The sequence below is a fragment of the Delftia sp. HK171 genome, from assembly GCF_001886655.1.
GTDB classification, from domain to species: domain Bacteria; phylum Pseudomonadota; class Gammaproteobacteria; order Burkholderiales; family Burkholderiaceae_C; genus Comamonas; species Comamonas acidovorans.
In genome coordinates this window covers 3,352,060-3,378,582 of record NZ_CP018101.1, presented here as the reverse complement: position 1 = coordinate 3,378,582, position 26,523 = coordinate 3,352,060, and the positions used below count along the sequence as shown (strand labels likewise).

Annotated in this window: 21 protein-coding genes; 10 read left to right on the top strand and 11 right to left on the bottom strand. The window is 68.3% G+C overall.

Annotation, left to right across the window (positions count from 1 at the left end; genetic code table 11):
- Positions 1-27 precede the first annotated feature (27 nt).
- On the bottom strand, positions 28-2,229 hold the full coding sequence (locus BO996_RS15305; RefSeq protein WP_071955426.1) for a TonB-dependent receptor: 2,202 nt from the start codon (positions 2,227-2,229) through the stop codon (positions 28-30).
- A gap of 115 nt (positions 2,230-2,344) precedes the next feature.
- Positions 2,345-3,109, bottom strand: a complete 765-nt coding sequence (locus tag BO996_RS15300; RefSeq protein ID WP_012205134.1) for an ankyrin repeat domain-containing protein — start codon at positions 3,107-3,109, stop codon at positions 2,345-2,347.
- Positions 3,110-3,310: 201 nt separating this feature from the next.
- On the opposite strand from BO996_RS15300, the gene BO996_RS15295 reads away from it, so the two are divergent.
- Positions 3,311-3,787 carry an SH3 domain-containing protein gene (locus BO996_RS15295; RefSeq protein ID WP_071955424.1) on the top strand — a complete coding sequence of 159 codons (477 nt, stop codon included), beginning with the start codon at positions 3,311-3,313 and terminating at the stop codon, positions 3,785-3,787.
- A 47-nt stretch (positions 3,788-3,834) separates the two neighbouring features.
- On the opposite strand, the gene thiD is transcribed toward BO996_RS15295, so the two are convergent.
- A complete protein-coding gene (thiD, locus tag BO996_RS15290; RefSeq protein WP_071955422.1) occupies positions 3,835-4,716 on the bottom strand; it encodes a bifunctional hydroxymethylpyrimidine kinase/phosphomethylpyrimidine kinase in 882 nt (293 codons plus the stop codon).
- A 405-nt stretch (positions 4,717-5,121) separates the two neighbouring features.
- Between thiD and BO996_RS15285 the strand changes: the two genes are divergently transcribed.
- The 5 genes from BO996_RS15285 to BO996_RS28780 all read left to right on the top strand — a co-directional run bounded on the left by BO996_RS15285 (position 5,122) and on the right by BO996_RS28780 (position 8,671).
- Positions 5,122-6,189: an FAD-dependent oxidoreductase gene (locus BO996_RS15285; protein ID WP_232240544.1), complete on the top strand. Its 1,068-nt coding sequence runs from the start codon at positions 5,122-5,124 to the stop codon at positions 6,187-6,189.
- Between the two features lie 119 nt (positions 6,190-6,308).
- Positions 6,309-6,506 carry a sulfur carrier protein ThiS gene (gene thiS / locus BO996_RS15280; protein WP_012205130.1) on the top strand — a complete coding sequence of 66 codons (198 nt, stop codon included), beginning with the start codon at positions 6,309-6,311 and terminating at the stop codon, positions 6,504-6,506.
- Between the two features lie 32 nt (positions 6,507-6,538).
- A complete protein-coding gene (locus BO996_RS15275) occupies positions 6,539-7,348 on the top strand; it encodes a thiazole synthase (protein WP_013802786.1) in 810 nt (269 codons plus the stop codon).
- An 11-nt stretch (positions 7,349-7,359) separates the two neighbouring features.
- Positions 7,360-8,283 carry a thiamine phosphate synthase gene (gene thiE, locus BO996_RS15270; RefSeq protein ID WP_071955420.1) on the top strand — a complete coding sequence of 308 codons (924 nt, stop codon included), beginning with the start codon at positions 7,360-7,362 and terminating at the stop codon, positions 8,281-8,283.
- Between the two features lie 115 nt (positions 8,284-8,398).
- Positions 8,399-8,671, top strand: a complete 273-nt coding sequence (locus BO996_RS28780; RefSeq protein ID WP_198041235.1) for a hypothetical protein — start codon at positions 8,399-8,401, stop codon at positions 8,669-8,671.
- Positions 8,672-8,807: 136 nt separating this feature from the next.
- Here BO996_RS28780 and BO996_RS15260 read toward each other — a convergent pair whose 3' ends face one another.
- On the bottom strand, positions 8,808-11,519 hold the full coding sequence (locus tag BO996_RS15260) for a type IV pilus assembly protein FimV (RefSeq protein ID WP_232240324.1): 2,712 nt from the start codon (positions 11,517-11,519) through the stop codon (positions 8,808-8,810).
- A 58-nt stretch (positions 11,520-11,577) separates the two neighbouring features.
- Between BO996_RS15260 and BO996_RS15255 the strand changes: the two genes are divergently transcribed.
- The 4 genes from BO996_RS15255 (at position 11,578) to BO996_RS15240 (ending at position 16,596) form a co-directional block, all read left to right on the top strand.
- Positions 11,578-13,116 carry a 3-hydroxyacyl-CoA dehydrogenase gene (locus tag BO996_RS15255; protein WP_071955417.1) on the top strand — a complete coding sequence of 513 codons (1,539 nt, stop codon included), beginning with the start codon at positions 11,578-11,580 and terminating at the stop codon, positions 13,114-13,116.
- Between the two features lie 170 nt (positions 13,117-13,286).
- The gene (locus tag BO996_RS15250) at positions 13,287-14,006 is read left to right on the top strand and encodes a Crp/Fnr family transcriptional regulator (RefSeq protein WP_012205125.1); all 720 of its coding nucleotides are present in this window, start codon (positions 13,287-13,289) and stop codon (positions 14,004-14,006) included.
- A 151-nt stretch (positions 14,007-14,157) separates the two neighbouring features.
- Complete coding sequence (locus tag BO996_RS15245) at positions 14,158-15,243, top strand: phosphotransferase (protein WP_013802790.1); 1,086 nt, start codon at positions 14,158-14,160, stop codon at positions 15,241-15,243.
- Between the two features lie 78 nt (positions 15,244-15,321).
- Entirely contained in the window at positions 15,322-16,596 is a 1,275-nt protein-coding gene (locus BO996_RS15240) for an acyl-CoA dehydrogenase family protein (protein WP_013802791.1), read from the top strand.
- A 70-nt stretch (positions 16,597-16,666) separates the two neighbouring features.
- On the opposite strand, the gene BO996_RS15235 is transcribed toward BO996_RS15240, so the two are convergent.
- From BO996_RS15235 to BO996_RS15205, 7 genes are all read right to left on the bottom strand, one after another.
- Complete coding sequence (locus tag BO996_RS15235) at positions 16,667-18,124, bottom strand: efflux transporter outer membrane subunit (protein WP_071955415.1); 1,458 nt, start codon at positions 18,122-18,124, stop codon at positions 16,667-16,669.
- A 1-nt stretch (position 18,125) separates the two neighbouring features.
- On the bottom strand, positions 18,126-20,120 hold the full coding sequence (locus BO996_RS15230) for an ABC transporter permease (RefSeq protein ID WP_071957119.1): 1,995 nt from the start codon (positions 20,118-20,120) through the stop codon (positions 18,126-18,128).
- Positions 20,120-21,343 (bottom strand): efflux RND transporter periplasmic adaptor subunit, encoded by a 1,224-nt coding sequence (locus BO996_RS15225; protein ID WP_071955413.1) that lies wholly within the window; start codon positions 21,341-21,343, stop codon positions 20,120-20,122. Before BO996_RS15225 ends, BO996_RS15230 begins: the two co-directional genes overlap by 1 nt.
- Before the next feature lie 49 nt (positions 21,344-21,392).
- A complete protein-coding gene (locus BO996_RS15220; RefSeq protein WP_071955411.1) occupies positions 21,393-21,770 on the bottom strand; it encodes a DUF3325 domain-containing protein in 378 nt (125 codons plus the stop codon).
- Positions 21,767-23,482, bottom strand: coding sequence for a PepSY-associated TM helix domain-containing protein (locus BO996_RS15215; RefSeq protein WP_071955409.1), 1,716 nt, complete (start codon positions 23,480-23,482; stop codon positions 21,767-21,769). Before BO996_RS15215 ends, BO996_RS15220 begins: the two co-directional genes overlap by 4 nt.
- A 1-nt stretch (position 23,483) precedes the next feature.
- A complete protein-coding gene (locus BO996_RS15210) occupies positions 23,484-23,819 on the bottom strand; it encodes a DUF3649 domain-containing protein (RefSeq protein ID WP_197485475.1) in 336 nt (111 codons plus the stop codon).
- Between the two features lie 205 nt (positions 23,820-24,024).
- Complete coding sequence (locus tag BO996_RS15205; RefSeq protein ID WP_063326383.1) at positions 24,025-26,520, bottom strand: TonB-dependent siderophore receptor; 2,496 nt, start codon at positions 26,518-26,520, stop codon at positions 24,025-24,027.
- Positions 26,521-26,523: the final 3 nt, after the last annotated feature.

The following is a 26,523-nucleotide window of genomic DNA, read 5'->3' as shown; positions in this document are numbered from 1 at the left end:
CGCGCGCTAGCGAACGAATCCCGAGGCTCAGAACTGATAGGTTGCCGTTACCCTGGCCGTGCGGCCTTCGCCGTATTCAACGGCCGAGGAGCGCGACTGCTCGCCCAGGCGCTGGCGCACGCCGGCCACATAGGCCTTGTTGCCGATGTTTTCGAGATTGAGCCTGAGCTTCCATTGCCGGTTGAGTTCATAGCCGACCATGGCGCTGTGCACCCAATAGGCAGAGAGCTTCCCATCGCCTGCCGAGGTGACATTGCGCGTGCCCACGAAGCGCACCCCATAGCCCACCGTCCAGCCTTGGGGCAATGCATAGGTGGTCCACAGGTTCAGCGAATGGCGCGGCGTATTGCCCAGCGCCTGGCCCACACGCGCAGGCTCGTTCAATGACTTGAGGGTCTTGCTGGCCATGAAGGTGTAGTTGGCGAAGACATCCCATTGCGGCGTCACCTTGCCTGCGGCACCGAGCTCCAGCCCGCGCACGCGCTGCTCTCCGGCTAGCAGATAGCTGCCATCGGCCATCTGCTCTCGGGCATTGGTCTTGTCCACCTGGAACAGGGCGCCGGTCAGCGCCAGCTGGCGGTCCAGCACATCCCACTTGGTTCCCAGTTCCAGGCTGGTGTTCTTCTCGGGTGCCAGCGAGGCCGTGGCCGCATCCAGGCCCGAGCCCGTGGAGACCAGGAATTCGGCGGAAGGGTTGAAGGCCGTGCCGTAGGCCAGGTAGATGCGGCCGTTGTCGGCGGGCTTGAAGCTCAGAGCCGTGCGGCCGCTGAGCCGGCCGTCGGAGCTGTCCACCGAGGTGCGCACGCCAGCGGCCGTTGTGGCGTTGGAGCGCCCGTCGATCCAGTCATAGCGCAGGCCAAGGTTCAGATCCCAGCGCGGACCCAGCGCAATGGAGTCGGTGGCATACAGCGCGCGGGTGTCCAGGCTGGTTTCGTTTCTTCCGCTGTTTTGCAAGTCCGTCGTTCCCGTCCAGTATCCGGGCGGACGGGCCAGCGGATAGCCGCCGGCCGGGAACTGCCGGTTGATGTTGTAGGAAGAGGTGGTGCGGTCATAGGTCTCGCGCGCGATCTCGAAGCCCGTGATCAGCGTATGCCCCAGCACGCCTGTGTCGAAGCGCTGGGTCAGGTTGGTCTGGTTGATCCACAGTGTGGTGGCCGCATCGCGGCCATAGGCCTGGGGCCCTGCGGGCCGGTAGTAGCCAGGCTGCATGCCCCGGAGATCGACATGCGAGGCAGAGATCACGGTATCGCGGCTCAGCCGCGAGTAGCGCGAGAGGTTCTGCAGCTTGGCGCCCGAGGCGAAGTGATGCTCAATCTTCGCGGTCAGGGCATTCTGGCTGATCTTTTCGCGGTCAAGGTTGCGCCAGCCGAAGTAGGCATTGCGCGAGACGCCATCGAGCATCTTGCCGCGAAAGGCCGGCACGCCAAAGTCGGGAAGATTGTCATCGTTCTGGTGGAAGAAGCTGAGAGTCACGCGCGTGGGCGAATTCAATCCCAGAGCCAGCGAGGGCGCCACACCCCAGCGCCGCTTGAAGATGGTGTCGCGCCCGGCCACGTCGCTGTCATGGCCCATGAGGTTCAGGCGCATGGCGGCCTTGCCGCCAGCCAGCACCCGGTTGGTGTCGAGCGTGAGGCGCCGGTAGCTGGCCGTGCCCAGGCCTGCGTCGGCCTCGGTGAAGTCATGGGCCTTGGGCTGCTTGCTGATCATGTTGATGCTGCCGCCCGAGGTGCCCGCCCCGCCAAAGACCGAGTTCGGGCCCTTGATGACTTCGACAGACTCCGTGTTGAAGAGGTCGCTGCGGTTGTTCTGCCCACTGTCGCGCAGCCCGTCGATCTGCAGGTTGGCGTTGGCGCTGAAGCCGCGGATGTTGATGCTGTCGCCAGAGCCCGCACCGCCCTCGCCCGCATTGAAGGTGATGCCCGACACATTGGACAGCGCCTGCTGCAGGCTCAGGGCGTTCTGTTCCTGGAGCACCTGCCCCGGTACCACCGTAATGGTCTGGGGCACGTCCAGCAGCGGCTTGGCGTACTTGACCGAGTCGGATGCCTCGGTGCGCGAGCCGGTGGTGCGCGGTCCCGAAACGGTGACCGGCGCCAGCTGGACCTGGCGATCCTCAGGGGGCACATCCTGCGCGTATGCAGGTGTGACCAGCGCCGCAGCGAAGACCGAATAAAGGCATGACTGGGGGCCGGAGACGAAAGGTCGGGAACGGCAATCTGAAGTGCGCATGGCAAGGGCCTTTGTTGAAAATGGAAATCATTTGCAACAAGACCTTTCCCAAGCAATCAGATCCGTCTGATTCTGGTGTTCAGACCTCGATCTCAGGCGTTTTCGCTTGCGCCGATCAGCGCGCTCCCGCCTCCTGCAGCAGCCGCTCCACCTCATGCTGGCTGCGCTGGCGAGCGTGGGCCAGGGCCGTGACGCCGTCCTTGTCGGGCAGGCTGAGGTCCGCCTTCGCCGTGATCAGCTGGCGCACGATGTCCTGGTAGCGCGGGCCACCATCGCCCAGCAAAACGGCTTCGAGCAGGCAGGTCCAGCCCAGCCGGTTCACATGGTCGGCCCGCACACCGGCAGCCAGCAAGGCCTGCACGGTATCGACGTGGCCGCGCTCGCAGGCGGGGATCAGCGCTGTGCCGCCGTAGCGGTTGACGCTTTGCAGGTCGGCTCCATACGACAGTGTCATGCGCAGGATTTCCAGCCGGCCCAGGGCACCGGCCAGCAGATAGGCGCTGTCCTGCAGGTCGTTCTTGAGATTGGGATTGGCCCCGTGGACCAGCAAGGAGCGCGCGACCTCGACATGGTTGCCGCGCACGGCCAGCAGCAGCGGAGTGTTGCCCTGCGGATCACGCACATCCACCGGCGCGCCGCGCTTGAGCCAGTCGCGCACCTGCAGCGCTTCGCCCGCCTGGGCGGCCGCCAGCAGCGCGGGGCCGAATTCGGGGCGGTTCACCACACCCTCCTGCGCCTTGGCCGCGTCGCGGCCCTCGGCGGCTGCGGCAACGGCCTGGGCCTCCTGCGCCTGGACATCCGCCAGTCCCGCCGCAAGGCAGGCCGTCAGAATCGCCGCGTGCCGGCCCTGCGCGCCGGATCGGGAAACAGCATGGTGCATACAAGCCCTCCTGGAAAACACTGTGGTGCGGCAAGCGTACGGCAAGCCCGGGCGATTGCAGGCGAACCCGGGGTGCCGCCCGTCAGTTTCATTCAGGAACTATAGCGGCATCGCCTGATCCCACGCGCTTTCCCTGGGCTCGGCCCGCGCTGGAAAGTCTCCGCGCGCCAGCCGACCTCGAACGAAAGGAGACCCGTTCCCGTGCCTTGCAATCAACGCCGTGCCGCCCGCTGGCTGGCCGCAGCCGCCACCGCCCTCGCCGTCCTCACCACCACCCTGGCCCCGGCCGTCGCCCATGCGCGCGAGTTCGTCAGCGTCAAGGGTTCCAGCGTCAATGTGCGGCAGCAGCCCACCACGCGCTCGGCCACGCTGTGGGAGCTGGGCAAGGGCTATCCGCTGCAGGTGGTGCAGCGCAAGGGCCAGTGGCTGCGCGTCAGGGACAACGAGAGCACGCTGGGCTGGGTGCATGCGCCGCTGACCGGCAAGACCCCGCACATGGTGGTGACCGGGCGCACCGCCAACCTGCGCGCCGGCCCGGGCCAGAATCATCGCGTGGTGGGCAAGCTGGCGGAAATGGAAGTGGTGCGCACGCTCAGGAAACAGGGCTCCTGGGCCCAGGTCCAGCGCGACAACGGCCAAAAGGGCTGGGTGGCGCGCAGCCTGACCTGGGGCTGGTGACCTGGGTTGGTGACCTTGGCTGATTACCTGGACGTCTGGCTGGACGTTCAGCCGTTGACCACGACCTGCGCGCGCGGCGCATAGCCGTGGTTCAGCGGGCCATGGCCGGCGCCCGTGAACACATCGGCGCCGGCCGCAATCGCGCCCAGGATGTAATCGCGCGCCTGGGCCACGGCCGCCTCCAGCGGCAGGCCCAGCGCCAGGTGCGAGGCAATCGCCGAAGACAGCGTGCAGCCCGTGCCATGGCCGTTGTGCGTGGCAATGCGCTGCGACTGCAGGCGCAGCCGCTGGCCGTTGCCATGGCCCAGCAGGTCCACCACCAGATCGCCCGACAAGTGCCCGCCCTTGAGCAAGGCGGCCGGCGCGCCCAGCGCCAGGAGTTCCTGCACGGCGCCGTCCAGTGCGTCTATGCCATCAATGGAGTGGCCCAGCAGCAGTGCGGCCTCGTCCAGATTGGGCGTGACCACGGTGGCCAGGGGGAACAGCTCGCGCACCAGCACGGAGGCGGTTTCCGGGGCAATCAGCCGGTCGCCGCTGGTGGCCACCATCACGGGGTCCAGCACCACGTTGCGCAGTTGGTGGCGGCGGATGGCATCGGCCACCACCTGCACCACCTCGGGCGTGGCCAGCATGCCGATCTTGACGGCGTCGGCGCCGATGTCCTCGACCACCGCATCGATCTGGCCGCGCAGTATGTCCACGGGAATGCCGTGGATGCCGCTGACACCCAGCGTGTTCTGCACGGTGATGGCCGTGATGGCCGTCATGCCGTAGCAGCCCAGTGCGCTGCAGGTCTTGAGGTCGGCCTGTATGCCGGCGCCGCCACCGCTGTCGGAGCCCGCGATGATGAGCACGCGGGCATAGCGCTTGCGCGCGGCGGGAGCCGGTTCGGGGGATGCGGCGGTCGAAGGGGAGTGGTCGGCAGTCATGGGCGAAAATTATCACCCATGCGCATGGTCAATACCGGCAGCTGCGGGATGTGCTGTAATGCCTGCTGACGGACGAAACAGGGGTGTCCCGTCGGTGAAACAGGGCCTGGCCCGCCTCGCCGATGCGTGACTGAGAAACACCCTGGGGCCCCGGGGCGACCAGCCCCCTGCCGCACAAGCCTGCACCACAGGCACCTTGCCGCGCAGCGCCCCTGCACCCGATCCAGGTCATGCTGGCGTGGGGAGTTTCAATCAATCGGGGTGGTACGCCGCGTTTTGTCCAGCACATGCCCTGTGCGCGGACAGCCGGCCGGCAGTCCCACGGGCATGGGCGCACTTGACCACCAGATGCACATGTCCGTTCTACAAGCTTCTTCCCGCATCGCCATTCTGGGCGGCGGCCTCATGGGCCGGCTGCTGGCATTGGCGCTGGCCCGTCGCGGCCACGGCATTGCCGTATACGACGCCCACGGCCCCGAAGGCGATGGCGCCGCGGCCCGCGTGGCAGCCGCCATGCTCGCGCCCCTGGCCGAATCGGCCATCACCGAGCCCGGCGTGGTGCGCATGGGCCAGCACGGCCTGACGCGCTGGCCCGAACTGCTGGCCCAGCTCGATGCGCCCGTGTTCTTCCAGCAAAACGGCACCCTCATCCTCTGGCACCGCCAGGACGCGGGCGATGCCCAGCGCTTCTTCGGCCTGCTGGAGAAAAACCGCCGCATCAACCCCAGCCTTCCCGCGCTGCAGCCGCTGGCCGACCAGGCCCTGCACGACTGCGAGCCCGCGCTTGAACGGCGCTTTGCCCAGGCCATGTACCTGCAGGGCGAGGGCCAATTGGACAACCGCCAGCTGCTGGCCGCACTCCACGCCACGCTGACCCGCCTGGGCGTGGAGCAGCACTGGAACCAGCCGCGCGAGCTGGCCGACTTCCAACCCGGCACGCCGGGCCAGCCCGACTGGGTACTGGACTGCCGGGGTCTGGGCGCACGCGGCCAGTGGCCCGCGCTGCGCGGCGTGCGCGGCGAGGTGGTGCGCATCCACGCGCCCGAGGTCACGCTGCAGCGGCCCACGCGCCTGATCCATCCGCGCTACCCGATCTACATTGCGCCCAAGGAGGACCACCTCTTCGTCATCGGCGCCACCGAGATCGAGTCCGACGACATGTCGCCGGCCAGCGTGCGCTCCACGCTGGAGCTGCTGAGTGCCGCCTACACCGTGCATCCGGGTTTTGCCGAGGGCCGCATCGTCGAGATCGCCACCCAGTGCCGCCCCACCCTGCCCGACAATCTGCCGGCCGTGCGCTGGAGCGCGCCGCGCGTGATGGAGGTCAACGGCCTGTACCGCCATGGCTTCATGATCGCGCCGGCCATGCTGGACGTGGTGCTGGAGCTGCTCGACAGCGGCGATTCCGAACTGGCCCGCCGCTTCGATGTTGCCGTCGAGCATGCGCCATCGCAGCACAAGGCAGCCGCCTGAACGGCACGCACGGCACTTTCACGCACAACAGACCGGACATGCACGCAGGGTCGCCAGGCCCGGCCCTGCCTAAGATCGAACAAGCCCCCGTACCCGCCTTTCGTTTCCCCCCAGCCGCCATGAACATCACCATCAACCAGCAAGCGACCGAACTGAGCGACGGAGCCACCGTGGCCGACGCGCTGGCCCAGCTTGCGCCGCGCCCGCCCTTTGCCGTGGCCATCAACACCGTCTTCGTGCCCAAGGCCCGCTATGCCGAGCAGGCGCTGAACGACGGCGACCGCCTCGAAGTGATCTCGCCGGTGACCGGCGGCTGATGCCCCATCCGACTCTCCCATTGCCTCACGCCATGACGACTTCCGCCCCTTCCTCCGACGACAGCCTGGTCCTGTACGGCCAGCGCTTTGACAGCCGCCTGCTGCTGGGCACCTCCCGCTACCCCTCGCCCGCCGTGCTGGAAGCTGCCGTGCAGCGCGCGCGCCCGGCCATGGTCACGGCCTCGCTGCGCCGCCAGGGCAGCAATGCCGCCGAGACCGGCGCCAGCTTCTGGGAACTGCTCAGAAAGCTCAACGTGCCCGTGCTGCCCAACACTGCCGGCTGCATGACCGTGCAGGAAGCCGTGACCACGGCCCAGATGGCGCGCGAAGTCTTCGAGACACCCTGGATCAAGCTGGAGCTGATCGGCGACGACTACACCCTGCAGCCCGACACGCTGAACCTGGTCGAGGCCGCCTCCATCCTCATCAAGGACGGCTTCCAGGTCCTGCCCTACACCACCGAGGACCTGGTGCTGTGCCAGCGCCTGGTGGATGTGGGCTGCCAGGCCGTCATGCCCTGGGCGGCGCCCATCGGCACGGGCCGCGGCCCCGTCAACCCCTATGCCATGCAGACGCTGCGCGAACGCCTGAAGGTGCCGCTGATCGTGGATGCGGGCCTGGGCCGGCCCTCGCATGCCTGCCAGGTCATGGAATGGGGCTATGACGCCGTGCTGCTGAACACGGCCGTGGCCCTGTCCGAAGATCCCGTCGCCATGGCCGGCGCCTTTGCCGATGCCGTGAACGCCGGCCACGCCGCCCACCGCGCCGGCGCCATGGCCGAGCAATCGGCCGCCCAGCCCAGCACGCCCGTGCTGGGCACGCCGTTCTGGCACCACGGCTGAGGAGACCGGCCATGAGCAACGACTCCATCCAATCCTGGGCAGATGCCATCGTGCGCCTGCACGGCGCCACCTTCGCCCCTGAAGGCTCCGCCCTGCCCTCCCAGCCCGTGCCGCAGGCACAGCGCCAGGAGCCGGCCTATCTTGCGGCGCTGCAGGCCTGCAGCGCCCTGGGTTTCATCGCCATCGACGCCGAGACGCTGGCCTGTGCCTGGCAGGCGCAGACGCTGCGCAGGGGCCGCTTCGAGGCCACGCTATGGCCCGACGATCCGCGCGACTTCGGCCTGGAGGGCGCCGATCCCGCACTGGCCTTCCCGGACTGCCCAAGGTCCCTGGGCCTGTACGGCGTGCTGCCCGACGCGCAATGGGTGGGCCGCATGGCCCGCGCCGGTGTCCCCACCGTGCAATTGCGCTTCAAGTCCGAGGACCGCGACGCCATCGCCCGCGAAGTGCGCGCCGCCGTGGCCGCCGTGGAAGGCACGGGCGCCCTGCTCTTCATCAACGACCACTGGCGCGAGGCCATCGATGCCGGCGCCTATGGCGTGCATGTGGGCCAGGAAGACCTGGATGCGCTGGCCGGCGCCGACCTGCAGGCCATCCACGCCTCGGGCCTGCGCCTGGGTGTGAGCACGCATGGCTATGCCGAAATGGTGCGCGCTCATGCGGTGCAGCCCAGCTACATCGCGCTGGGCGCCGTCTTCCCCACCACGCTCAAGAAAATGGCCACGGCTCCGCAAGGTCTGGCGCGCCTGGGCGCCTATGTGCGGCTGATGCAGCGCTATCCGCTGGTGGCCATAGGCGGCATCTCGGCCGACCAGTTCCCGGCCGTGCGCGCCACGGGCGTAGGCTCGGTGGCCGTGGTGCGGGCACTGGTCAATGCCGAGGATCCTGAAGCGGCGGCACGCGAGTTGATGGCCAGCATGCAGGCGTCGGCCTGAAAGTGCAGGGCGATCATCTAAATGCATCGGCCTGCGCCGTTCGATGGCGCGAATGCACTTCTCTTGCGGAAGTCGTAAAACTAGAATGGGCTGCCCCAACTCCGAAAGGTCGCCGATGAGAACCGCAGACAATGGTCCCGCCCGTCTTTTGCTGCCTCGGTACTTCAGAGTCAGAGGGCTTCATGCGAGTCTGGTTGCGGCTTTCGTGTTCAGTGCAGGCTTTTCTCTATCAGTTCAAGCGCACACCATCTCAGACATAAAAACAAACATGGATTTTCCCGAACTCCAAAAAACGGAATATCAGCTAACCGATATTTCCGATGACGGCTATCTTGAACTGTTTGGTAGCAATGGCGAGATAAGAGAGGACCTTCTGCTTCCTCAGTGACAAATCTCCGTAAATTTACGAATTTGCCAGGACACTGCATTTGAGCAATCTGCCACACGACAGCCAGCGCTGATCAGCCAATAAATAAAGGGAGCAATGGCTCCCTTTATTTATTCAACAGGTGCCCTGCGCTCCATCACCCCCTCAGCGGCGGATCATTTTGCTTGTCCTTCCCGTTGTCGGCTTCCGCATCAGGCAGCGCGGTGCGAAAGGCCGGGTCGGTCTCGCGCGACAGCAGCATGTCCACCGAGCGGCTCAGCGGCTCGTCCAGGCCACGGTGCTCACGCACGGTGTCGGGCGGCTCCAGTTCCCACTTGTCCAGCGCCAGGTCCATGTCCAGCGGCGCCTTGAGATTGTGGCTGCTGAAACCCACGGCACCCGAGCCGGGCATCGACAGCGTCACGGGCGGAAAGCGCGAGGGCACATCGACATGCGGCAGCTCGTTCTCGCCCAGGTCCGTGAGGTCTATGTCCAGCAGCGGTGCCGACTCATCGTGGATGAAGGAAGGCGCCTCGCCCAGGGGCACGGCGCGCACCTGGCCTGCGGGCAGTTGGCCGGCCTGATCCAGATCGAAGTTCAGGGGCTGCAGCTCGAAGTGCAGCGGTGCGGACAACGAGTCCGGTGCGCTGCTCGCAGGCTTGTCGCCGCCACCGACTGCACCCGTGGACAGGGGCAGCGTGTCCATGGGGGTGAACTCCAGGCCCGGCTCCAGCGGCGTCACTGAGCCCGGCTGCGGCTGTGCAGGTTCTATCGGCGGCTGCAGCTCTGCCATCCAGTCCACGCCCGTGGCCGCGGATGCAGGAGCTTGCGCCGGCGTGGTTTCTGCAGCCGCTGTGAAGTCAGCCGCGCCGGCCGTGGCTGCGCCGGCTGCGGCCGTGCCCGTGACCATGCGCGGCGTGGTGCGCTCGCGCGGGCCGGGTTCGCCGCGTGTTCCGGCAGGTGAGGTGCGCGCAATGGACAGCAGCAGCAGCAGGTCGTCGAAGGCGGCCAGATCGAAGGGGGCCGGCGCATCGGGGTCGGGTGCACCGTCCTGCTTGAACAGGTAGTGCGCCAGGCAAGTTTCGACTTCGTCCACGGGCCACAGGGCCTCAATGCGTGCCAGTTGCTCGGGATAGCCCTGCAGCAGGCTGCTGCCCTTGTCGGTAAAGCCCGGCATGGCCGGCACACGGGCGTTGAAATGCCTGGCAAAGCGGGCGCGCAGCTGGTCGAAATCGTCGCGGCGGCTCAACGTGTAGTACAGGTGCAGCAGCTCCAGATAGGCCAGCGGCGAGGAATCCTCATGCGTGTCGATATGCGAGCGCAGCAGCTCGATGGCCTGCTGGTGCTCGCCCACCGAGATGAAGAATTCCGCCTGCTGCTGCACGTCGAACAGTTCGCCGGGCTGCACCATGCGCCTGGCCTTGATGGCCTCGGGCCCGGACGTGCGCACAGGTGACGGGGCCTGCGGCGCAGGCTCGGTTTCCAGCTCGGCATGCACGGACACAGGCACGGGAATGGTGGCCGGGCCGAAGTCGCCAGGGTCCACATCCTCGTGCAGCTCATAGGTCACGCCGGGGCGCATCTGGGCGCCGCGCTGCACATAGGGCGAAGCCAGGGTATCCGGTCCCCGGCGGTCGTCCTGCTGCGGTGCCGCAGGCCGGTGCTCACGCAGGCTGGGGGCCATGGGCCGCGTGGGCCGATGGGGATCCAGGGAATGCGGCAGGGTGTGGATCTCGTCATCGCGCACATGCGGCGGGGTCGACGGCACGGGGTCCTGCGACGAACGCTCCACCGATTCCCGCCAGGCGTTTTGCTCGCGCGAGAACAGCGAAGCACCCGAGCGCATGCGCCAGGCCATCCAGCCGATCACGGCCACGGCGGCAATCAGGGCCAGCAACAGCGCATTGAACAGCCAGGACGAGCCGCCGGACTCCTGGCGCATTGCGTCCAGCTCGGCCCGCAGCTGGGCCAGTTGCCCACGGTCCACGCCGTCGCGCTTCTTGAAGGCCGCCATCTCGGCCTCCAGCGCCTGCACGCGCTTGTTGGCCTCGGCCAGCTGCTCGCTGCCCGCATCGAACATTGGAGCCGCAGATGCGGCGCCGCCTTCAGGTGTTCCGGGTGTTCCGGCTGCTCCAGCGGCGCCCGGGGTTCCGCCCGTGCCCAGCCACTCCTCCACCGGCTCCATGCGCAGGCGCGGTTCGATGCGCAGGCCCGCCTGCAGCTGCCCGGCCTGGGCCTGGGCGGTCACACCCACGGGAGGCCTGGACTTTTCGGCCGCGGCCTTGGGTTTCGGCCTGGGCTTTGGTTTGGGCTGGGGCTGCGCCTCCTTGGGAGCGGACGCCGTGGCAGGCCGGGCATCCGACCGGGCACTGCGGGCAGCGGCCGCGCGGGAGGGTGTCGAAGAGGATTCAGAAGCGGTGCCAGCCACACCGGCTGCACCAGCGCCAGCGCCGGCTGCTGCCAGTTCACGCACATTGATGGGCTGGTTGCCTGTGGCGTCCACCGAATCTGGCAGCTGCGCCAGCAGCGTATAGCTGCGGCTGATGCCGCCACCTTCGCAGCCCGCCCACAGCTTGAGCGTCACGATGGGCTCGTCCACCGTATAGCGGGCCTGCACCCGCACGGCCTTGCCCGACGAGGTCGGGCTGACACTGACGCGCGAGGATTCGATGGGCCTGTCACCGGCCAGCAGCTCGGCGCGCACACAGGAGCTGCCGGCGTCATTTCCGCTATCGGGCTGCAAGCCCACCACCAGGTCGAACGGAGCGCCCAGCACCACGTTGCCCCGAGGACTGCCCAACGACAATGCGGACGCGTTCCAGGCCATGGAGGACAGGGCGACGCCGAGAATGGTGCTACAAATTCTCACATCAGCCTTTCTTTGAACGCTTGCATTTTTGCATAGACACCTGTAGGACACCTCCTCTATGTATATGATCCAAAACAACATTTCTCCTATCAAAAACATCGGATTGATAGGCACAGGCATCATGGGGCAAGGCATTGCCCAGTTGGCCGCCCAGGCAGGCGCCAGAGTGCTGTTGCAGGATGCCCGTCCCGGTGCTGCCGCACAAGCGCAACAACAGCTGCTTGCGCTGTGGGACACGCTGCAGAAGAAACAAAAAATAACAAGTGAGCAGGCCGCAGATTGCAAGGCCCGGCTGACGGTCGTGGACGGTCTTGATGCCTTCAGGAACTGCGATCTGGTGATAGAGGCCATCGTCGAGCGCATGGATGCCAAGCAGGCGCTGCTGCGCGAGCTGGAGGCCATCGTTGCGCCCGGGACCCTCATCGCCAGCAATACCTCGGCGCTGTCCATCACCACGCTGGCCACGGCGCTCAAGCACCCGCAGCGCTTTGCCGGCTTTCACTTCTTCAACCCGGCCCCGCTGATGAAGGTGGTGGAGATCGTGCGCGGCCTGGCCACGGACGAGGCCACCTGCGCCACGCTGGCACAGTTCGCGCGCAGCTTCGGCCACACGCCCGTGCGCGCGCAAGACACGCCGGGTTTCCTGGTCAACCACCTGGGCCGCGGCTATGTGACCGAGGCGCTGCGCATCGTGCAGGAAGGCATTGCCGACTTCGCCACCATCGACCGCATCCTGCGCGAGCAGGTGGGATTCAAGCTCGGCCCGTTCGAGCTGATGGATCTCACCGGCTTGGATGTCACCCATGCCGTGATGGAGTACATCTACCACCAGTACTACCAGGAGCCGCGCTACCGCCCCAGCCCCATTGCCGCGCAGCGCGTGGCGGCCGGCCTGCTGGGCCGCAAGACCGGCCAGGGCTTTTACCGTTATGCCGAAGGCCGCGCCGAGCAGCCTGCCGAGCCTGCCGTGCCGCAGGTGCAGACGCTGCCACCGGTCTGGGTGTCCGCACGAGCGGCCCGGCGCAACGAGATCTACCAGTTGCTCAAGAGCCTGGGCGCGCGCATTGAAACCGCGCAGGCACCGACCGAGCAGGCCTTGATCCTGGTGGCGCCGCTGGGCCTGGACGTGACCACGGTGGCTGCCGTGGAGCGGCTGGACTGCACGCGCACCATGGGCATCGACATGCTGATCGCCGACGCCGACACGCGCCGCCGCGTGCTGGCCACCACGCCGGCCACGCGCACCGACATGCGCGATGCGGCCCATGCGCTTTTTGCCAGCGACGGCAAGGCCGTGAGCGTGATCCGAGACAGCGGCGGCTTCGTCACGCAGCGCGTGGTGGGCTCCATCGTCAACATCGCCAGCGACATCTGCCAGCAGGGCATCGGCAGCCCGGCCGATCTGGAAAAGGCCGTGACCCTGGGCCTGGGCTATCCCTTGGGCCCGCTGGCCATGGGCGACCGCTGGGGGCCCACCAACATGCTGGAGGTCCTGTTCAACCTGCAGACCGTGTATGGCGACCCGCGCTACCGCCCCAGCCCCTGGCTGCGCCGCCGTGGCGCGCTGGGGCTGAGCCTCACGCACGAGGAGCCATAAGCCCTGCAAAGCCGGCGACCCGACGCACGACGGGTCGCCTTTTTTTCGCCGCCCTGCCCCGTTTTTGGCAGGCCCAGACACCGAAGTGACAGGCCCGCCGGCGGCATGCTGCGCCGCGGCGGTCCCACACGCGACAATGTGACCGTCATCAGTCACGCAAAAGACAGGCCATGGACGACCCGATTCTTACCATCGAAGAACGTGAAGCGATCAATTCCGGTCGCTGGTTTTCATCACTTTCTCCATCGCTTCGGCACGACATTCTTCGATGCGCTTACGTCAAACGGTTCAAAGATGGCACGCTCATCTGCGCACGCGGAGAACCGCCCGAGGAATGGATCGCCTGCGCCCGCGGTGCGGTGCGCGTGAGCTCGACCTCGATCACGGGCAAGCAGATCACGCTGGACTACGTGGAGCCGGGCATCTGGTTCGGCGACGTGGCCATCCTGGACGGGGACAAGCGCACGCACGATGCCTATGCGCACGGCGAGACCACGCTGCTGTGCGTGTCCAAGACCGACTTCAAGAAAATCCTGTCCATGCATGTGGAGTTCTCGGAAGCCATGCTGCGCCTGCATGCACGGCGCATCCGCCAGCTCTACGGCCTGGTCGAGGACCTCAACACCCTGCCGCTGCGCGCGCGCCTGGCCAAGCAGCTGCTGCACCTGGTGCGCAGCTACGGCGTGACCAGCCTGTCGGATGGCAGCGAGATCCGCATCGGCCTGCACCTGGCGCAGGAGGAACTGGCGCAGTTGCTGGGCGCCTCGCGCCAGCGCGTGAACCAGGAACTCAAGGCCATGGAGCGCGAGAACGCCATCCGCATCGAGCCGGGCGGCCTGGTGGTCTGCGACCGCGACACGCTGCTGCGCATCGCCGCGCCCGACGCCTGAACCTGCGCGGCCCCCACCGCGCCGCGTACACACAGCCCTTTCCTTCACCGACCGGACGTTCGCGCCGGCCGGTGCCTTGCCGCGCCCGTGCCGCGCGGCTGCTCCCCTTTCTAGAACCGGTTTCCGAACCGATCACAGGACTGACTGCCCCATGAGCACTTTCGACCATTTCGTAGGCACGCGCCCCGTCTCCGACCAGCACGCATTCGACGTGCCCGCGCTCACCGCCTGGATGCAGGGCCATGTGCAGGGCTTTGCCGGCCCGCTGCAGGTGGAGATGTTCAAGGGCGGCCAGTCCAACCCCACCTACAAGCTGATCACGCCCGGCCGCAGCTACGTGATGCGCTCCAAGCCCGGCCCCGTGGCCAAGCTGCTGCCCTCGGCCCATGCCATCGAGCGCGAGTTCCGCGTGATGAAGGGCCTGGCCGGCACCGACGTGCCCGTGCCCCACATGTATGCGCTGTGCGAGGACGAGTCCATCATCGGCCGCGCCTTCTACATCATGGAGTGCATGGAAGGCCGCGTGCTCTGGGACCAGTCCCTGCCCGGCATGGAGCCGGCCCAGCGCGCCGCCATCTACGACGAGATGAACCGCGTGATCTCGGCCCTGCACACCGTGGACTTCGCGGCCCAGGGCCTGGCCGACTACGGCAAGAGCGGCAACTACTTCGAGCGCCAGATCGGCCGCTGGAGCAAGCAGTACGTGGCCTCGGTCACCCAGCCCATCCCCGAGATGGACCAGCTCATGCAGTGGCTGCCCGCCCACATGCCGGCCAGCGCGCTGGATGCCTCGCGCGTGTCCATCGTGCACGGCGACTTCCGCCTGGACAACCTGATGTTCCACCCCACCGAGCCGCGCGTCATCGCCGTGCTGGACTGGGAGCTGTCCACCCTGGGACACCCGCTGGCCGACTTCAGCTACCACTGCATGAGCTGGCACATCCCGGCCACGCTGGGCCGGGGCATCGCAGGCAAGGACCTGGCGGCCCTGGGCATTCCCGGCGAAGAGGAATACATCCGCCGCTACTGCGAACGCACGGGCCTCAAGGACGTGGACACGCTGCGCGCCGACTGGAACTTCTACATGGCCTACAACATGTTCCGCATCGCGGCCATCCTGCAAGGCATTGCCAAGCGCGTGGAGGCCGGCACGGCCTCCAGCGCCCAGGCCAAGGCCTCCGGCGACACCGCCCGGCCCATGGCCGAGCTGGCCTGGTCCTTTGCCCAGCGCAGCTGAGCCATCCAGACCGCCCCCATCACTCACCGATCACCCCGTTTCCACCACAAGCGACAAGCCAAGAGAAGGAGCGCATCCATGGACTTTGAATATTCGCCCAAGACCAAGGACCTGCAGGAACGCCTGCTGAAGTTCATGGACGAGCACATCTATCCCGGCGAAAAGGACTATGCCGCCGAGATGGAAGCCAACACCGCCGCAGGCAAGCGCTGGACGCCGCTGCAGACCATCGAGAAGCTCAAGGTCAAGGCCCGGGAGCAAGGCCTGTGGAACCTGTTCCTGCCCGTGGACAGCGCCGAGGCCGCAGGCTACAAGGGCGGCGGCCTGACCAACCAGGAATACGCGCCGCTGGCCGAGATCATGGGCCGCGTGCCATGGTCCAGCGAGGTGTTCAACTGCTCTGCGCCCGACACCGGCAACATGGAGACCATTGCGCGCTACGGCAGCACCGAACTCAAGGAGCGCTGGCTCAAGCCGCTGCTGGAGGGCAAGATCCGCTCGGCCTTCGCCATGACCGAGCCCGAGGTGGCCTCCTCCGACGCCACCAACATCTGCACCCGCATCGAGCGCCAGGGCGACGAGTACGTGATCAACGGCCACAAGTGGTGGATCTCGGGTGCCGGCGATCCGCGCTGCCAGGTCTTCATCACCATGGGCAAGACCGACCCCGATGCGCCCAAGCACTCGCAGCAGAGCATGATCATCGTGCCCGGCGACGCGCCCGGCATCCGCATCGTGCGTCCGCTCAACGTCATGGGCTATGACGATGCGCCGCACGGCCACATGGAGATGTACTTCGAGAACGTGCGCGTGCCCGCTGGCAACATCCTGCTGGGCGAGGGCCGTGGCTTCGAGATCGCCCAGGGCCGCCTTGGCCCCGGCCGCATCCACCACTGCATGCGCCTGATCGGCCTGGCCGAGCGCGCGCTGGAGCTGATGTGCAAGCGCGCCAGCTCGCGCATCGCCTTCGGCAAGAGCGTGGCCCAGCAGACCGTGACGCAGGAACGCATCGCCGAGGCACGCTGCCGCATCGACATGGCGCGCCTGCTCACGCTCAAGGCCGCCTGGCTGATGGACATTGCCGGCAACAAGGTGGCGCGCAGCGAGATCGCCATGATCAAGGTCGTGGCCCCCAGCATGGCCTGCCAGGTCATCGACTGGGCCATGCAGGTGCACGGCGGCGGCGGCATGAGCGACGACTTCCCGCTGGCCAGCGCCTACGCCCACGCGCGCACGCTGCGCTTTGCCGACGGCCCGGACGAGGTGCACCGCAACGCCATCGCCAAGTGGGAGCTGGGCAAGTACGGCGCCTACGGCAAGGATGCCGGCGTACCCATCACGCGCGGCAGCTGAGCAGGCTTCAAGCCTGAGGCCTGAGGCCGCACACCCGGCAGGACCGGGTGGCGGCCCTGCCCCTCCCCTCTCAGCCAGGTGGCAATGCCTCCTGGCTTTTTTGTGCCTGCCTTTCCGGCATTTCAGCGCCCAGGGCAGGCGCCTCCCATCCCCCGCCCAGCGCCCGGTACAACGCCACGCGCGCCTGCAGCTGCAGCAGGCGCTGCAGCACGGCATCGTCCTGGGCCGCGTACAGCGTGGTCTGGGCCTGCAGCAGGGACAGCAGGCTTTCCGCCCCGGCCTTGTAGCGCAGCTCGGCCAGCGACACGGCCTGGCGGGCCTGGGCCAGCACCTCGGCCTGTGCCTCGGCCTGGGCCTTGAGGCCGTGGACGGCGTTGAGCGCCAGGTCCACATCGCCATAGGCGGCGACGATGGACTTGTAATAGCCGGCCAGCAGCTCCTCGCGCCGGGCCTGGGCGCCATCGCGCTCGGCTGCCAGACGGCCGCCGTCGAAGATGGGGCCGGCCAGTCCGGCCAGCAGCGAATAGACCGGCTCGCGCAGCCAGTCGCTGGCGCGGCCCGCGCTGGTGCCTGCGCTGCCCGTGAGGGTCAGCCGGGGCCACAGCGCCGCACGGGCCGCCTGCAGGTTGGCGCTGGCGGCGGTCAACTGCGCCTCAGCACTGGCAATGTCGGGCCGGCGCTGCAGCAGCTGCGTGGGCAGGCCTGCGCCGATCTCGGGCAGTTGCAGGGCTTGCAGCGAGTCCGTGGCCAGCGCGGGGCGGCGGGCCTGGCCCAGCAGCACGGCCAGCGTGGCATCGGCATCCTCGCCCTGGCGGCGCAGCGTGGCCAGGGCCTGGCGCTGGCTGGCCACCAGGCCGCGTTGCTGGGCCAGCTCCAGCTGGGTGGCGGCGCCTGCGCGCGCGCGGGACTCCACCAGGCCCAGCAGCCGCTCGGCATTGGCCACGTTGCGCGCCGCAATGGCCTGGCGCTCGCGCAGCGCCACGGCCTGCAGCCAGCCATGGGCCACCTGGGCGGTGACCGTGAGGCGCACCGTGTCCTGGTCGAACCGGCTGGCCTGCCAGGCCGCCGCCGCCGCATCGCGCGTGGCGCGGTTGCGGCCCCAGAAGTCCACCTCATACGAGGCCGTCAGCGCGGCGCCGTAGACGCTGGCCTGCCCGCCCGACACCTGTGCATGGTTCATGCGCTGGGCGCGCAGCTCGCCATTGAGCGAGGGCAGCAGCGTCGCGCCTGCCTGGCGCGTGGCCGCCTCGGCCTGGCGCACGCGGGCCATGGCGGCGGCCATGTCCAGGCTCTGGTCCTGGGCAGCCTGCACCATGCCGCCCAGCTCCGCGCTGCCAAAGGCCTGCCACCACTGCGGTGAGACGGAGGCAGGGAGGACTTCGCCCTGCTGCTTCCACGAAGCGGCCAGCGCAGGCGCTGTCCTGTCCGGCATCGTCTGCTGCGCGGCGCAACCGCCCAGCGCAGCCAGGGCCAGGGCGATGCAGCCCAGGCGCGCATTTCCCAGCGTCTTGTCGTTCATGTCTTTCATCTCACTCTCCCGCCAGCGCGCGCACCGGGTCCAGCCGCGCCGCCGTCTTGGCCGGCATGTAGCCGAACACCAGGCCCGTCACCACGGCGCAGGCAAAGGCGCCCAGCATGGCGCGCACCGAAAACACCACGGGCACGCCCGCCACGATGAGCACCACGCCCACGGCCAGCCCTGCCAGCAGGCCCACCGTGCCACCCACGAAGGTGACCAGGCTGGCCTCGGTCAGGAACTGGCGCAGGATGTCGCGCTGGCGCGCGCCCGTGGCCATGCGGATGCCTATCTCGCGCGTGCGCTCGCGCACCGTCATCAGCATCACGTTCATCACGCCGATGCCGCCCACCACCAGGGAAACGGCGGCAATCAGGCCCAGCATCACCGCCATGCTCTGGCGCGTGGCCGCCTCGGCCTGGATGCGCGCGGCCGCGTTGCCGATGCCGAAGTCCTCACGCCCGCCGTGGCGCGCCAGCAGCAGCTTGCGCATGGCCTCCTCCGCCTCGTGCACCACGTCGGAGGACATGGCCTCGATCACCACATAGTCGGGCTGGGTCTGCGACTGGTAGACGCGCGCCCGGCCCGAGCGGTAGGGAATGAAGACCATGTCGTCATAGTTCTGCGCGCCCGAGTCCGCGCCCCGCTCGCTCATCACGCCGATGACCTCGAAGGCCGATGTGCCGATGATCAGCTGGCGGCCCAGCGGGTTGGGCGTGTCGGGGAAGAAGTGCTGGTGCGCCTTGTGGCCCAGGACCACCAGGGGCGCCAGGTCGCGGTCCTCGGCCTCGGTGTAGTAGCGGCCCTGGGCCACCTTCCAGTGGTGCACCAGGGGCATCTCCTCGCTGGCGGCGAACACGTAGATCTGCTTGTCGGCCTTGCCGTAGCGCACGGTGATGGGGTCGCCGATGACGGGCATGACGCGCCGTATCTCGGGCAGTTCGCGCACGGCGGCCAGGTCTTCCTCCGTCATCTGCCCGGCCGGCCCGCCCGTGGCCGGCGGCTTGCTGCCCATGTAGAGGATGGCCGTGCCCATGGTCCCCATCTGCTCGACCACCTTGCGCCGCGCGCCCTCGCCAATGGCCAGCATGACAATCACCGAGGCCACGCCGATGACGATGCCCAGCAAGGTCAGGCTGGTGCGCACGCGGTTCATGCGCATGCCGCGCCAGGCGCTGCGCGCGGCCTCGAACAGCTCGGCCAGCCAGGGCGCGCCGGCGCTGCTGCGCTGCGGCGTGAGCGGCAGGGCAGCGGCGCCCGCCTTCACCCCATTTGCGGCATCGTCGCGCTGGCTGTCGCTGGTGATGCGGCCGTCGCTGATCTCGATCACGCGGCGCGCCTGGGCGGCCACAGTGCGGTCGTGGGTGATGAGGATGATGGTGTGGCCCGCATCGGCCAGCTCGCGCAGCAGGGCCATGACCTCGGCGCCGCTGTGCGAGTCCAGCGCGCCCGTGGGCTCGTCGGCCAGGATGATCTGGCCGCCGTTCATCAGCGCGCGCGCAATCGACACGCGCTGCTGCTGCCCGCCCGACAGCTGGTTGGGCCGGTTGCCCAGGCGCGAGCCCAGGCCCAGGCGCTCGAGCAGCGCACGGGCGCGCCGCACGCGCTCTTCCTTGGGCAGGCCCGCGTAGATGGCAGGCATTTCCACGTTCTCGCTGGCGCTTTCGCTGGCGATCAGGTGGTAGCCCTGGAAGACGAAGCCGAAGGCCTCGCGCCGCAGCCAGGCCAGCGCATCCGAGTCCAGCGTGGCCACGTCCTGGCCCTGGAAGTGGTAGCTGCCCTCGCTGGGCCGGTCCAGGCAGCCCAGGATGTTCATCAGCGTGGACTTGCCCGAGCCCGAGCTGCCCACCACGGCCACGAACTCGCCCGCGCGTATCTCCAGGTCGATGCCGTGCAGCACGGTGACGGCGGGCTGGCCGCTGTCGCCGCCGCCGTAGTGCTTGGTGATGCCGCGCAGCTCTATCAGCGGTGCGGTCAGCGGCGCGCCGGCCTGCATGCCCTGCCCCATCACCATTGCAGCCACCGCGGGCCACGGTCCAGAGGCGTCTCGCCGACGATGACGCGCTCGCCTTCCTGCAGGCCCTCCAGCACCTCGGCCTGGTGGCGGCTGCGCACGCCCAGGCGCACGGTGCGCTGCTCGGGCTGGCCCTTGGCGTCCAGCACGCGCACGGTCTGCGTGCTGCCGGCCTTCTCGGCGTTCTCTGCCTTCTCTGCCTTTTCCGCCTTGTCGGCCACGGCCATCAGCGGCACGGTCAGCGCCTGCGCGGCCTGGCCGGTGACAAAGACCACCTGGGCCGTCATCTGGGGCATCAGCTCGGCGTCCTCGTTGTCCACATCGAACAGCACGGTATAGGCCACGGCCTTGGTGGCGGGCGCAGGCGCCTGGCCCGCATTGCCGCCGGCCGGTGCCTGGCTGGTAGAGGGCGAAGGCAGCACCTGCCGCACCTTGCTGGACCAGCGCCGGGGCCTGGCCTGGTCGGCGCCGCCCAGCGTGGTGAAGTACACCGGCATGTCGTCGCGCACGCGGCGCACGTCGGCCTCGGACACTTCGGTCCACACCGTCATGGCCGACAGGTCGGCAATGCGCAGGATGTTGGGCGTCTGGTAGGTGGCGTTCAGCGTCTGGCCCTCGCGCGCCTCCACCGACACCACGGTGCCCGCCATGGGCGCGTAGATGCGCGTATAGCCCAGGCGCGCCTCGTCGGCCTTGAGCGTGGCCTGGGTCTGGTCGATCTGGGCCTTCAGGTGCTCCATGCGGGCGCCGGCGGCGGCCAGGTTGGCTTCTGCGGTCTGCAGGTCTTCCTCGCGCGTGGCCCCGTCGCGGGCCAGCTGGCGCTGGCGCGTGAGCTGCTGCTCGGCCAGCTTGCGCAGCGCCTGCTGCTCGGCCAGCTGGGCGCGCAGGCCGGCCAGCGAGGCACGCCCCGCATCCACCGTGGCGCGCTGCACGCTGGGGTCGATCTCCACCAGCAGCGCGCCCTTTTCCACCTGGGCGCCGGGCTCCACGCGCAGCCGGGTGACCTGGCCCGACACCTGGGCGCCCACGTCCACATAGCGGCGCGGCTGCAGCGTGCCGATGGCCGTGACGGTGGACTCGATATCGGTGCGCGCCACGGTCTCGGTCTGGTAGGCCACGGCAGGCCGGCTGGACCACCAGGCGGCCGCGCCCCCGGCCGCCGCCAACAGGACCACCGCCACGGCGATGGCTTTCCAGCGTTGCTGCGTGCGCGTCATGCTTGCCTCCCGATCACACACACCCCGAACTGGAACGAAAGCAGGAAACTCATCTGAAAAACCCCGTAGTACCGAAACTGAAAACAATCCACGCCAAATCCGCCACGGCAAGCACGCCAGCCAACCAGGCCAGCCGCGCCGCCCAGCGCGCATGGGCGCTGATCAGGGCCACGGCCATCAGCGCGCCGGCGGACACAAAGCCCAGCCAGGCCACCGTGCCCACCGTGCCGCCCCAGCCCGAGACAACGGGCACAAGGGCCAGCGCCAGCAGCGCCGTGCCCAGGCCGCGCAACTGCGGGCCGCGGCGGGCCGGCAGCTCGCGCGCGCCGGTCAATTGTTCGTAGTGGCGGTCCATGGCAAAGGCCAGGGCCGCCATGCCTGCAAAGGCCAGGGCCAGTGCGGCCAGGGATGCGTGCAACGTGCTCATGCCTGCACCTCCGAGGGGCCGGCCACGGCGGTCTGGCCCTTGGGCGCCTTTTGCCTGGTGGCGGCACCCGCGCCGCGCTGCGCCAGCCAGCGCCAGGCCCAGGCGGCCGCCAGCCCCGTGGCCAGGCAGAACAGCTCCACCCCGGCGCTTTCCCAGTCGCCCTCCAGCATGTGGGCCGACAACGGCTCGCCCACGGTGATCCAGTTGAGCAGCGGCAGCAGCAGGCACAGCATGGCCAGCAGGCCCATCTGCTGGCGCCAGGCCGTGGCCGGCGCGCAGGCCAGCGCATGGATCAGCGCCAGGCCCCACAGCCCGAAGAACACGGCCAGCTCCCAGTCATCGCGGTGCGCCAGGCCCACGGGCACCAGGCGGTTGGCCCACAGGTAGCCGATGCAGCCCAGGCCCAGCCCGGCGATGGCCGCCACGTTCAGGCCCTCGATCAGCCGGTACACGCGCGCCGTGGCGCTGCCGAACTCGCCCTGGTGGCGGCTGCGGCGCTTGACCATGAAGAGGATGGCGCCCGTGGCCATCATGGCCGCGCCCGCCAGGCCGCACAGGAAGTACAGCCACTTCATGGCCAGCCCGCCGAACTTGACCATGTGCAGCCCGCCCATGACCGCCTGGGCCAGCGAGGGGGTGCCACCGTCGGCGCCGCCGGGCAGGCGTACCTGCAGCACCTCGCCCGTGGCGGCCGAGAACATGGCCATGCCCGAATTGGGGCTCAGGCGCTGATGCGCACGATCATCGCTGTTCCAGCCGTAGACGCCGATGCGTGCCGATGCATCGCCGGGATGGTTGACGACCACCGCGCGCACCGCCTGGCCCATCAGCTCCTGGCCGCGCCGCACAAAGGGCTCCAGATCGGGCACCGCCAGGGGCTTGCCGGACAGCGCGGGCGGCCCGGCCTCGTTCATGTCGGCGATGAAGGCCGTGCGGGCGGCCTGGTCCGTGCCATAGACCGTCCAGACGCCAACGGGCATGAAGCTCAGGCTGGAGATGGCGATGCCGGTATAGGCAATCATGAACTGGAAGGGCAGCGTCAGCACCGCCACGGCGTTGTGCGCGTCCAGCCAGCTGCGCTGGCCCTTGCGTGCGCGAAAGGTGAAGAAGTCCTTGAAGATGCGCTTGTGCGTGATCACGCCGCTGACCAGGGCCACCAGCATGGCCATGGCGGCAATGCCGATCACCCACAGCCCCACCTGCCCTGCATGCAGTTCATAGTGGAAGTCCACGAAATGGTTGCCGCCCATGGTGGCGCGCGCGGCGCCGTGGCCGTGGCCGGCCCCCATTTCCTCGCCCGTGGCGGTGTCCAGCTCGGCATCGGCGTACTGGCGGTTGGCGTCGAACCAGTAGACACGCAGGTCGCCGCCGCCCTTGTCGTCGGACGGCCAGATCTCCCACATCTGCGCGCCCTGGTGGTGCTTTTGCATGTAGGCCGCGCCCCAGGCCAGGCGCTGGCCCAGGTCCGCACCCTGCCCGGCCGGCGCGGCGGCGCGCGCTGCCGCCTCGGCCGCCTCCTCGGCATGGTGCTCGGGCGTCATCCAGTGCGTGATGGCTTCCTGGAACACGGCCAGCGAACCCGTGAGGAACACCGCGAACAGCAGCCACGAAAACCACAGCCCGCACCAGGTATGCAGCCAGGCCTGGGCCTGGCGGAAGCCGCCCGTGGCAGCGCCGCTGCCGGGGACCTTGCTGATCTGCGCCTTTGCCATCTCAAACGCCCCCGCCATTGCGCGCCAGCAGCAGCGCGGCGCCGCCCATCAGGGCCGCAGGCACCAGCAACCCCAGCCAGACCCGGCCCGCCGAAACCGGCGAGAACGCCCAGATCACCGCCAGCGCGTGCAGCGCAAAGCTCCACTGCATGCCGGCGATCACGGCATCGACACGCGCGCCGGGCAGCGCAGCGGCCAGGAAGGCCGCCAGCGCGCTGGCCAGCGCATAGCCGCCGAAGACGGCGGCCAGCAGGCGGGACAGGACAAGCAGGCCCGGATGGACGGGCCTGTCGGCCTGGGTGATATCTGCAGGATCAGCGGGTTGGGATTGGGGCATGTAATGGGTATTCGGACAAGCACAGGAACGCACGAATGCGTGCAAACAAGGGGCCAAAACGGATGCCGTGATGCGGCGGCCTTCAAGGCCCTCCTCATACATGACAAACGAGATCGAAAAAAAGGCCAGCCGCAATGGTTTTCGCCATTGCGGCCAGTGGCCTGGGTCGGACTGAGGCGGGCCCTCCTGGACCCCGCCCCGGCCCTCAGAAGGTGCCGCGCAGCGTCAGCACCGCATTGCGCGGCTTTCCATAGAAATTGCCGCCGCTCGCATAGCCCACGGTCTGGTAGTACGTCTTGTCAAAGATATTGTTGAGATTCAGGGAAACCGTCCAGCGCGGATCGATCCGGTACTGCACCATCGCATTGATGACGGAATAGCCGCCCTGGGTGAAGTTGTAGCGGCCGACTTCATTCCAGTCGGCGTCATACAGCGTATCGCGCACATGGTGCTTGCTCTGGATATGGGCGCTGCCGCCAATCTTCCAGCGCGACAGCTCGCCCGGCAGCACATAGGCCGTGGACAGCTTGAGCAGATGGCGCGGCGTGATGCTGCTGTAGGGCGCATCCTCGGTCTTGTCGCGCGTGGTGGTGTAGGTGTAGCCGGCCGCGATCTGCCAGCCGGGGCGCAGCTCGCCGCCGATCTCGGCGTCAAAGCCGCGGCTGGTCACCTTGCCCTGCGGCAGAAAGCAGCAATTGCCCGACCATTCCTCGTGATTGCTCGGATAGCGCGTATCCGTCACCGCCGTGCCCGTGCGAACCACGTTGAAAAGGCTGAATGTGGCATTGAGCCGGCCATCGGCCAATTCGCCCTTGAAACCGGCCTCATAGCTCTTGCCCTTGACCGGGTCCAGCGAATTGCCCGGAGGAGGCCCCGACTTGGACAGCGCCTGCGGCTTGAGAATCGAGGAATAGCTCAGATACGCCGACCATTGGTTGTTCAGGTCATAGATCACCCCGCCATACGGCGTGAACTTGGCCGGCTCGGAAAAGCGGCTGCCCGATGCCAATTCCCACTGGCCCGCCGCATTCAGCGACTCATAAACCTGATTGAAGCGGTACTTGGCATAGCGCGCGCCCACGATCACATGCAGGCGGTCCGTCGGATGCAGGCGCAGCACGCCATAGCCGCCCGACTGGTCCTGGCCCCAGGGGTTGTAGCGGCGCGAGATCTCGCCGGCCGGCGCGGGGCGCCAGGCGCCGGGGTTGTAGACATCGATGGGCTCCACGCCCGTGGCATCGGTGGAATAGCCCACGTTCCAGAAGCTCTCCACCTTCTGCCGGTCCATGCCCAGCAGGATCTCGTGCGTGCGCCCGCCCAGGTCGAAGCTGCCGGCCAGGCTGGCGTCCAGCACGGTCTGCCGGTTCTCGTAGAGGTAGTGGCCGCCGCCGTTCCAGTTCACGCCCAGGCCGGTTGCGGGGTCCAGCGCGCCGTAGCCGAACACCGTGGAGCCGTCATAGCTGGACTTGCTGCGGGTCAGGTTGAGCTTGCCCTTCCAGCGCGCGGAAAAGCGGTGCTCCAGCGCGCCGAACAGCTCGCTGTTGTCCTTGCGGCCCGTGGCCCAGGGCTGGGTGAAGCTGGTGTGGCGCGGCAGGCCGATATCGCTGCCGTCGCTGTAGCGCGGCACATCGCCGCCGCCATCGCCGCGCGTGCGGATCTTGCTGCGGCTCATGCCCACGGTCAGCAGGGTGTCGGGCGTCAGGTCCGCCTCGACCACGCCGTAGAACTGGGGAGCGCGCGTGTGCTTGATGTCCACGAACTGGTCCGTGTCCTGGTAGGACAGCACGGCCCGGCCGCGCACCCGGCCATCGAGGGCCAGCGGCCCCGTGGCATCCACCATGGTCTGGTAGTTGTTCCAGCTGCCGATGGACTGCTGCACCACCAAGCGCGGCTCGGCCAGCGGCTTCTTGCGCACGATGTTGATGATGCCGCCCGGGTCGCCCACGCCGCCCAGCAGGCCCGAGGCACCGCGCATCACCTCCACGCGGTCGTAGAAGTCCATGCTCTGGTTGACGCTGTAGGTGTACTGGGCGATGTTCAGCGGCGCGCCGCCGTCGATCTGCATGCTGTCGATCTGGAAGCCGCGCGAATAGAAATAGGTGGAGTCGAAATTGATCTGGCTGGTGGTGATGCCGGGCGTGGCGGCCAGCGCGTCGCGGATGTCGGTCATGCGGCGGTCGTCGAGCTGCTGGCGCGTGATCACCGACACCGATTGCGGGATCTCGCGGAACGACTGGTCCGTCTTGGAGGCGATGCTGGTCACGCGGCTGGTGTACGAGCCCGTGCCCTCGGTCGTGCCGTCGATGGCCCGGCGCGCGCTCACCCGCACTTCGGCCAGCGTCTTTTCGATGGCGGCGACGGGCTGCACGGTCAGCGTGCCCTCTTGCACATGGCCCTGCAGGCCGCTGCCGGCCAGCAAATCATCCAGCGCCTGGCGCAGCGGCAGCTCGCCCCGTACGGCCGGCGCCTGCCGCTGGGCGGCCAGCGAGGGCGTGAACACCAGCTGCAGCCCGGCCTGCCGCGCGAACTGGTCCAGCGCGCTGGCCAGCGGCTGCGCCGCGATGTCGAAGCGCAGCGTCTGTGCAGCGGGCTGGGCCAGCGCCGCCTGCAGCGGCATGGCCAGGCCCAGGCAGAGCACGGCATGGGCCAGCGGATGGAGGGCGGCGCGGCAGGCGCCCGAAGAAGGGAAAAGCGGATGCATGGA

Bases quoted from the DNA above. Each gene is read 5' to 3' on its own strand.
- BO996_RS15305 (WP_071955426.1), bottom strand. From the start codon at position 2,229: ATGCGCACTTCAGATTGCCGTTCCCGACCTTTCGTCTCCGGCCCCCAG.
- BO996_RS15300 (WP_012205134.1), bottom strand. From the start codon at position 3,109: ATGCACCATGCTGTTTCCCGATCCGGCGCGCAGGGCCGGCACGCGGCG.
- thiD (WP_071955422.1), bottom strand. From the start codon at position 4,716: ATGACTGCCGACCACTCCCCTTCGACCGCCGCATCCCCCGAACCGGCT.
- BO996_RS15285 (WP_232240544.1), top strand. From the start codon at position 5,122: ATGGGCCGGCTGCTGGCATTGGCGCTGGCCCGTCGCGGCCACGGCATT.
- thiS (WP_012205130.1), top strand. From the start codon at position 6,309: ATGAACATCACCATCAACCAGCAAGCGACCGAACTGAGCGACGGAGCC.
- BO996_RS15275 (WP_013802786.1), top strand. From the start codon at position 6,539: ATGACGACTTCCGCCCCTTCCTCCGACGACAGCCTGGTCCTGTACGGC.
- thiE (WP_071955420.1), top strand. From the start codon at position 7,360: ATGAGCAACGACTCCATCCAATCCTGGGCAGATGCCATCGTGCGCCTG.
- BO996_RS28780 (WP_198041235.1), top strand. From the start codon at position 8,399: ATGAGAACCGCAGACAATGGTCCCGCCCGTCTTTTGCTGCCTCGGTAC.
- BO996_RS15255 (WP_071955417.1), top strand. From the start codon at position 11,578: ATGTATATGATCCAAAACAACATTTCTCCTATCAAAAACATCGGATTG.
- BO996_RS15250 (WP_012205125.1), top strand. From the start codon at position 13,287: ATGGACGACCCGATTCTTACCATCGAAGAACGTGAAGCGATCAATTCC.
- BO996_RS15245 (WP_013802790.1), top strand. From the start codon at position 14,158: ATGAGCACTTTCGACCATTTCGTAGGCACGCGCCCCGTCTCCGACCAG.
- BO996_RS15240 (WP_013802791.1), top strand. From the start codon at position 15,322: ATGGACTTTGAATATTCGCCCAAGACCAAGGACCTGCAGGAACGCCTG.
- BO996_RS15235 (WP_071955415.1), bottom strand. From the start codon at position 18,124: ATGAAAGACATGAACGACAAGACGCTGGGAAATGCGCGCCTGGGCTGC.
- BO996_RS15230 (WP_071957119.1), bottom strand. From the start codon at position 20,120: ATGGGGCAGGGCATGCAGGCCGGCGCGCCGCTGACCGCACCGCTGATA.
- BO996_RS15225 (WP_071955413.1), bottom strand. From the start codon at position 21,343: ATGACGCGCACGCAGCAACGCTGGAAAGCCATCGCCGTGGCGGTGGTC.
- BO996_RS15220 (WP_071955411.1), bottom strand. From the start codon at position 21,770: ATGAGCACGTTGCACGCATCCCTGGCCGCACTGGCCCTGGCCTTTGCA.
- BO996_RS15215 (WP_071955409.1), bottom strand. From the start codon at position 23,482: ATGGCAAAGGCGCAGATCAGCAAGGTCCCCGGCAGCGGCGCTGCCACG.
- BO996_RS15210 (WP_197485475.1), bottom strand. From the start codon at position 23,819: ATGCCCCAATCCCAACCCGCTGATCCTGCAGATATCACCCAGGCCGAC.
- BO996_RS15205 (WP_063326383.1), bottom strand. From the start codon at position 26,520: ATGCATCCGCTTTTCCCTTCTTCGGGCGCCTGCCGCGCCGCCCTCCAT.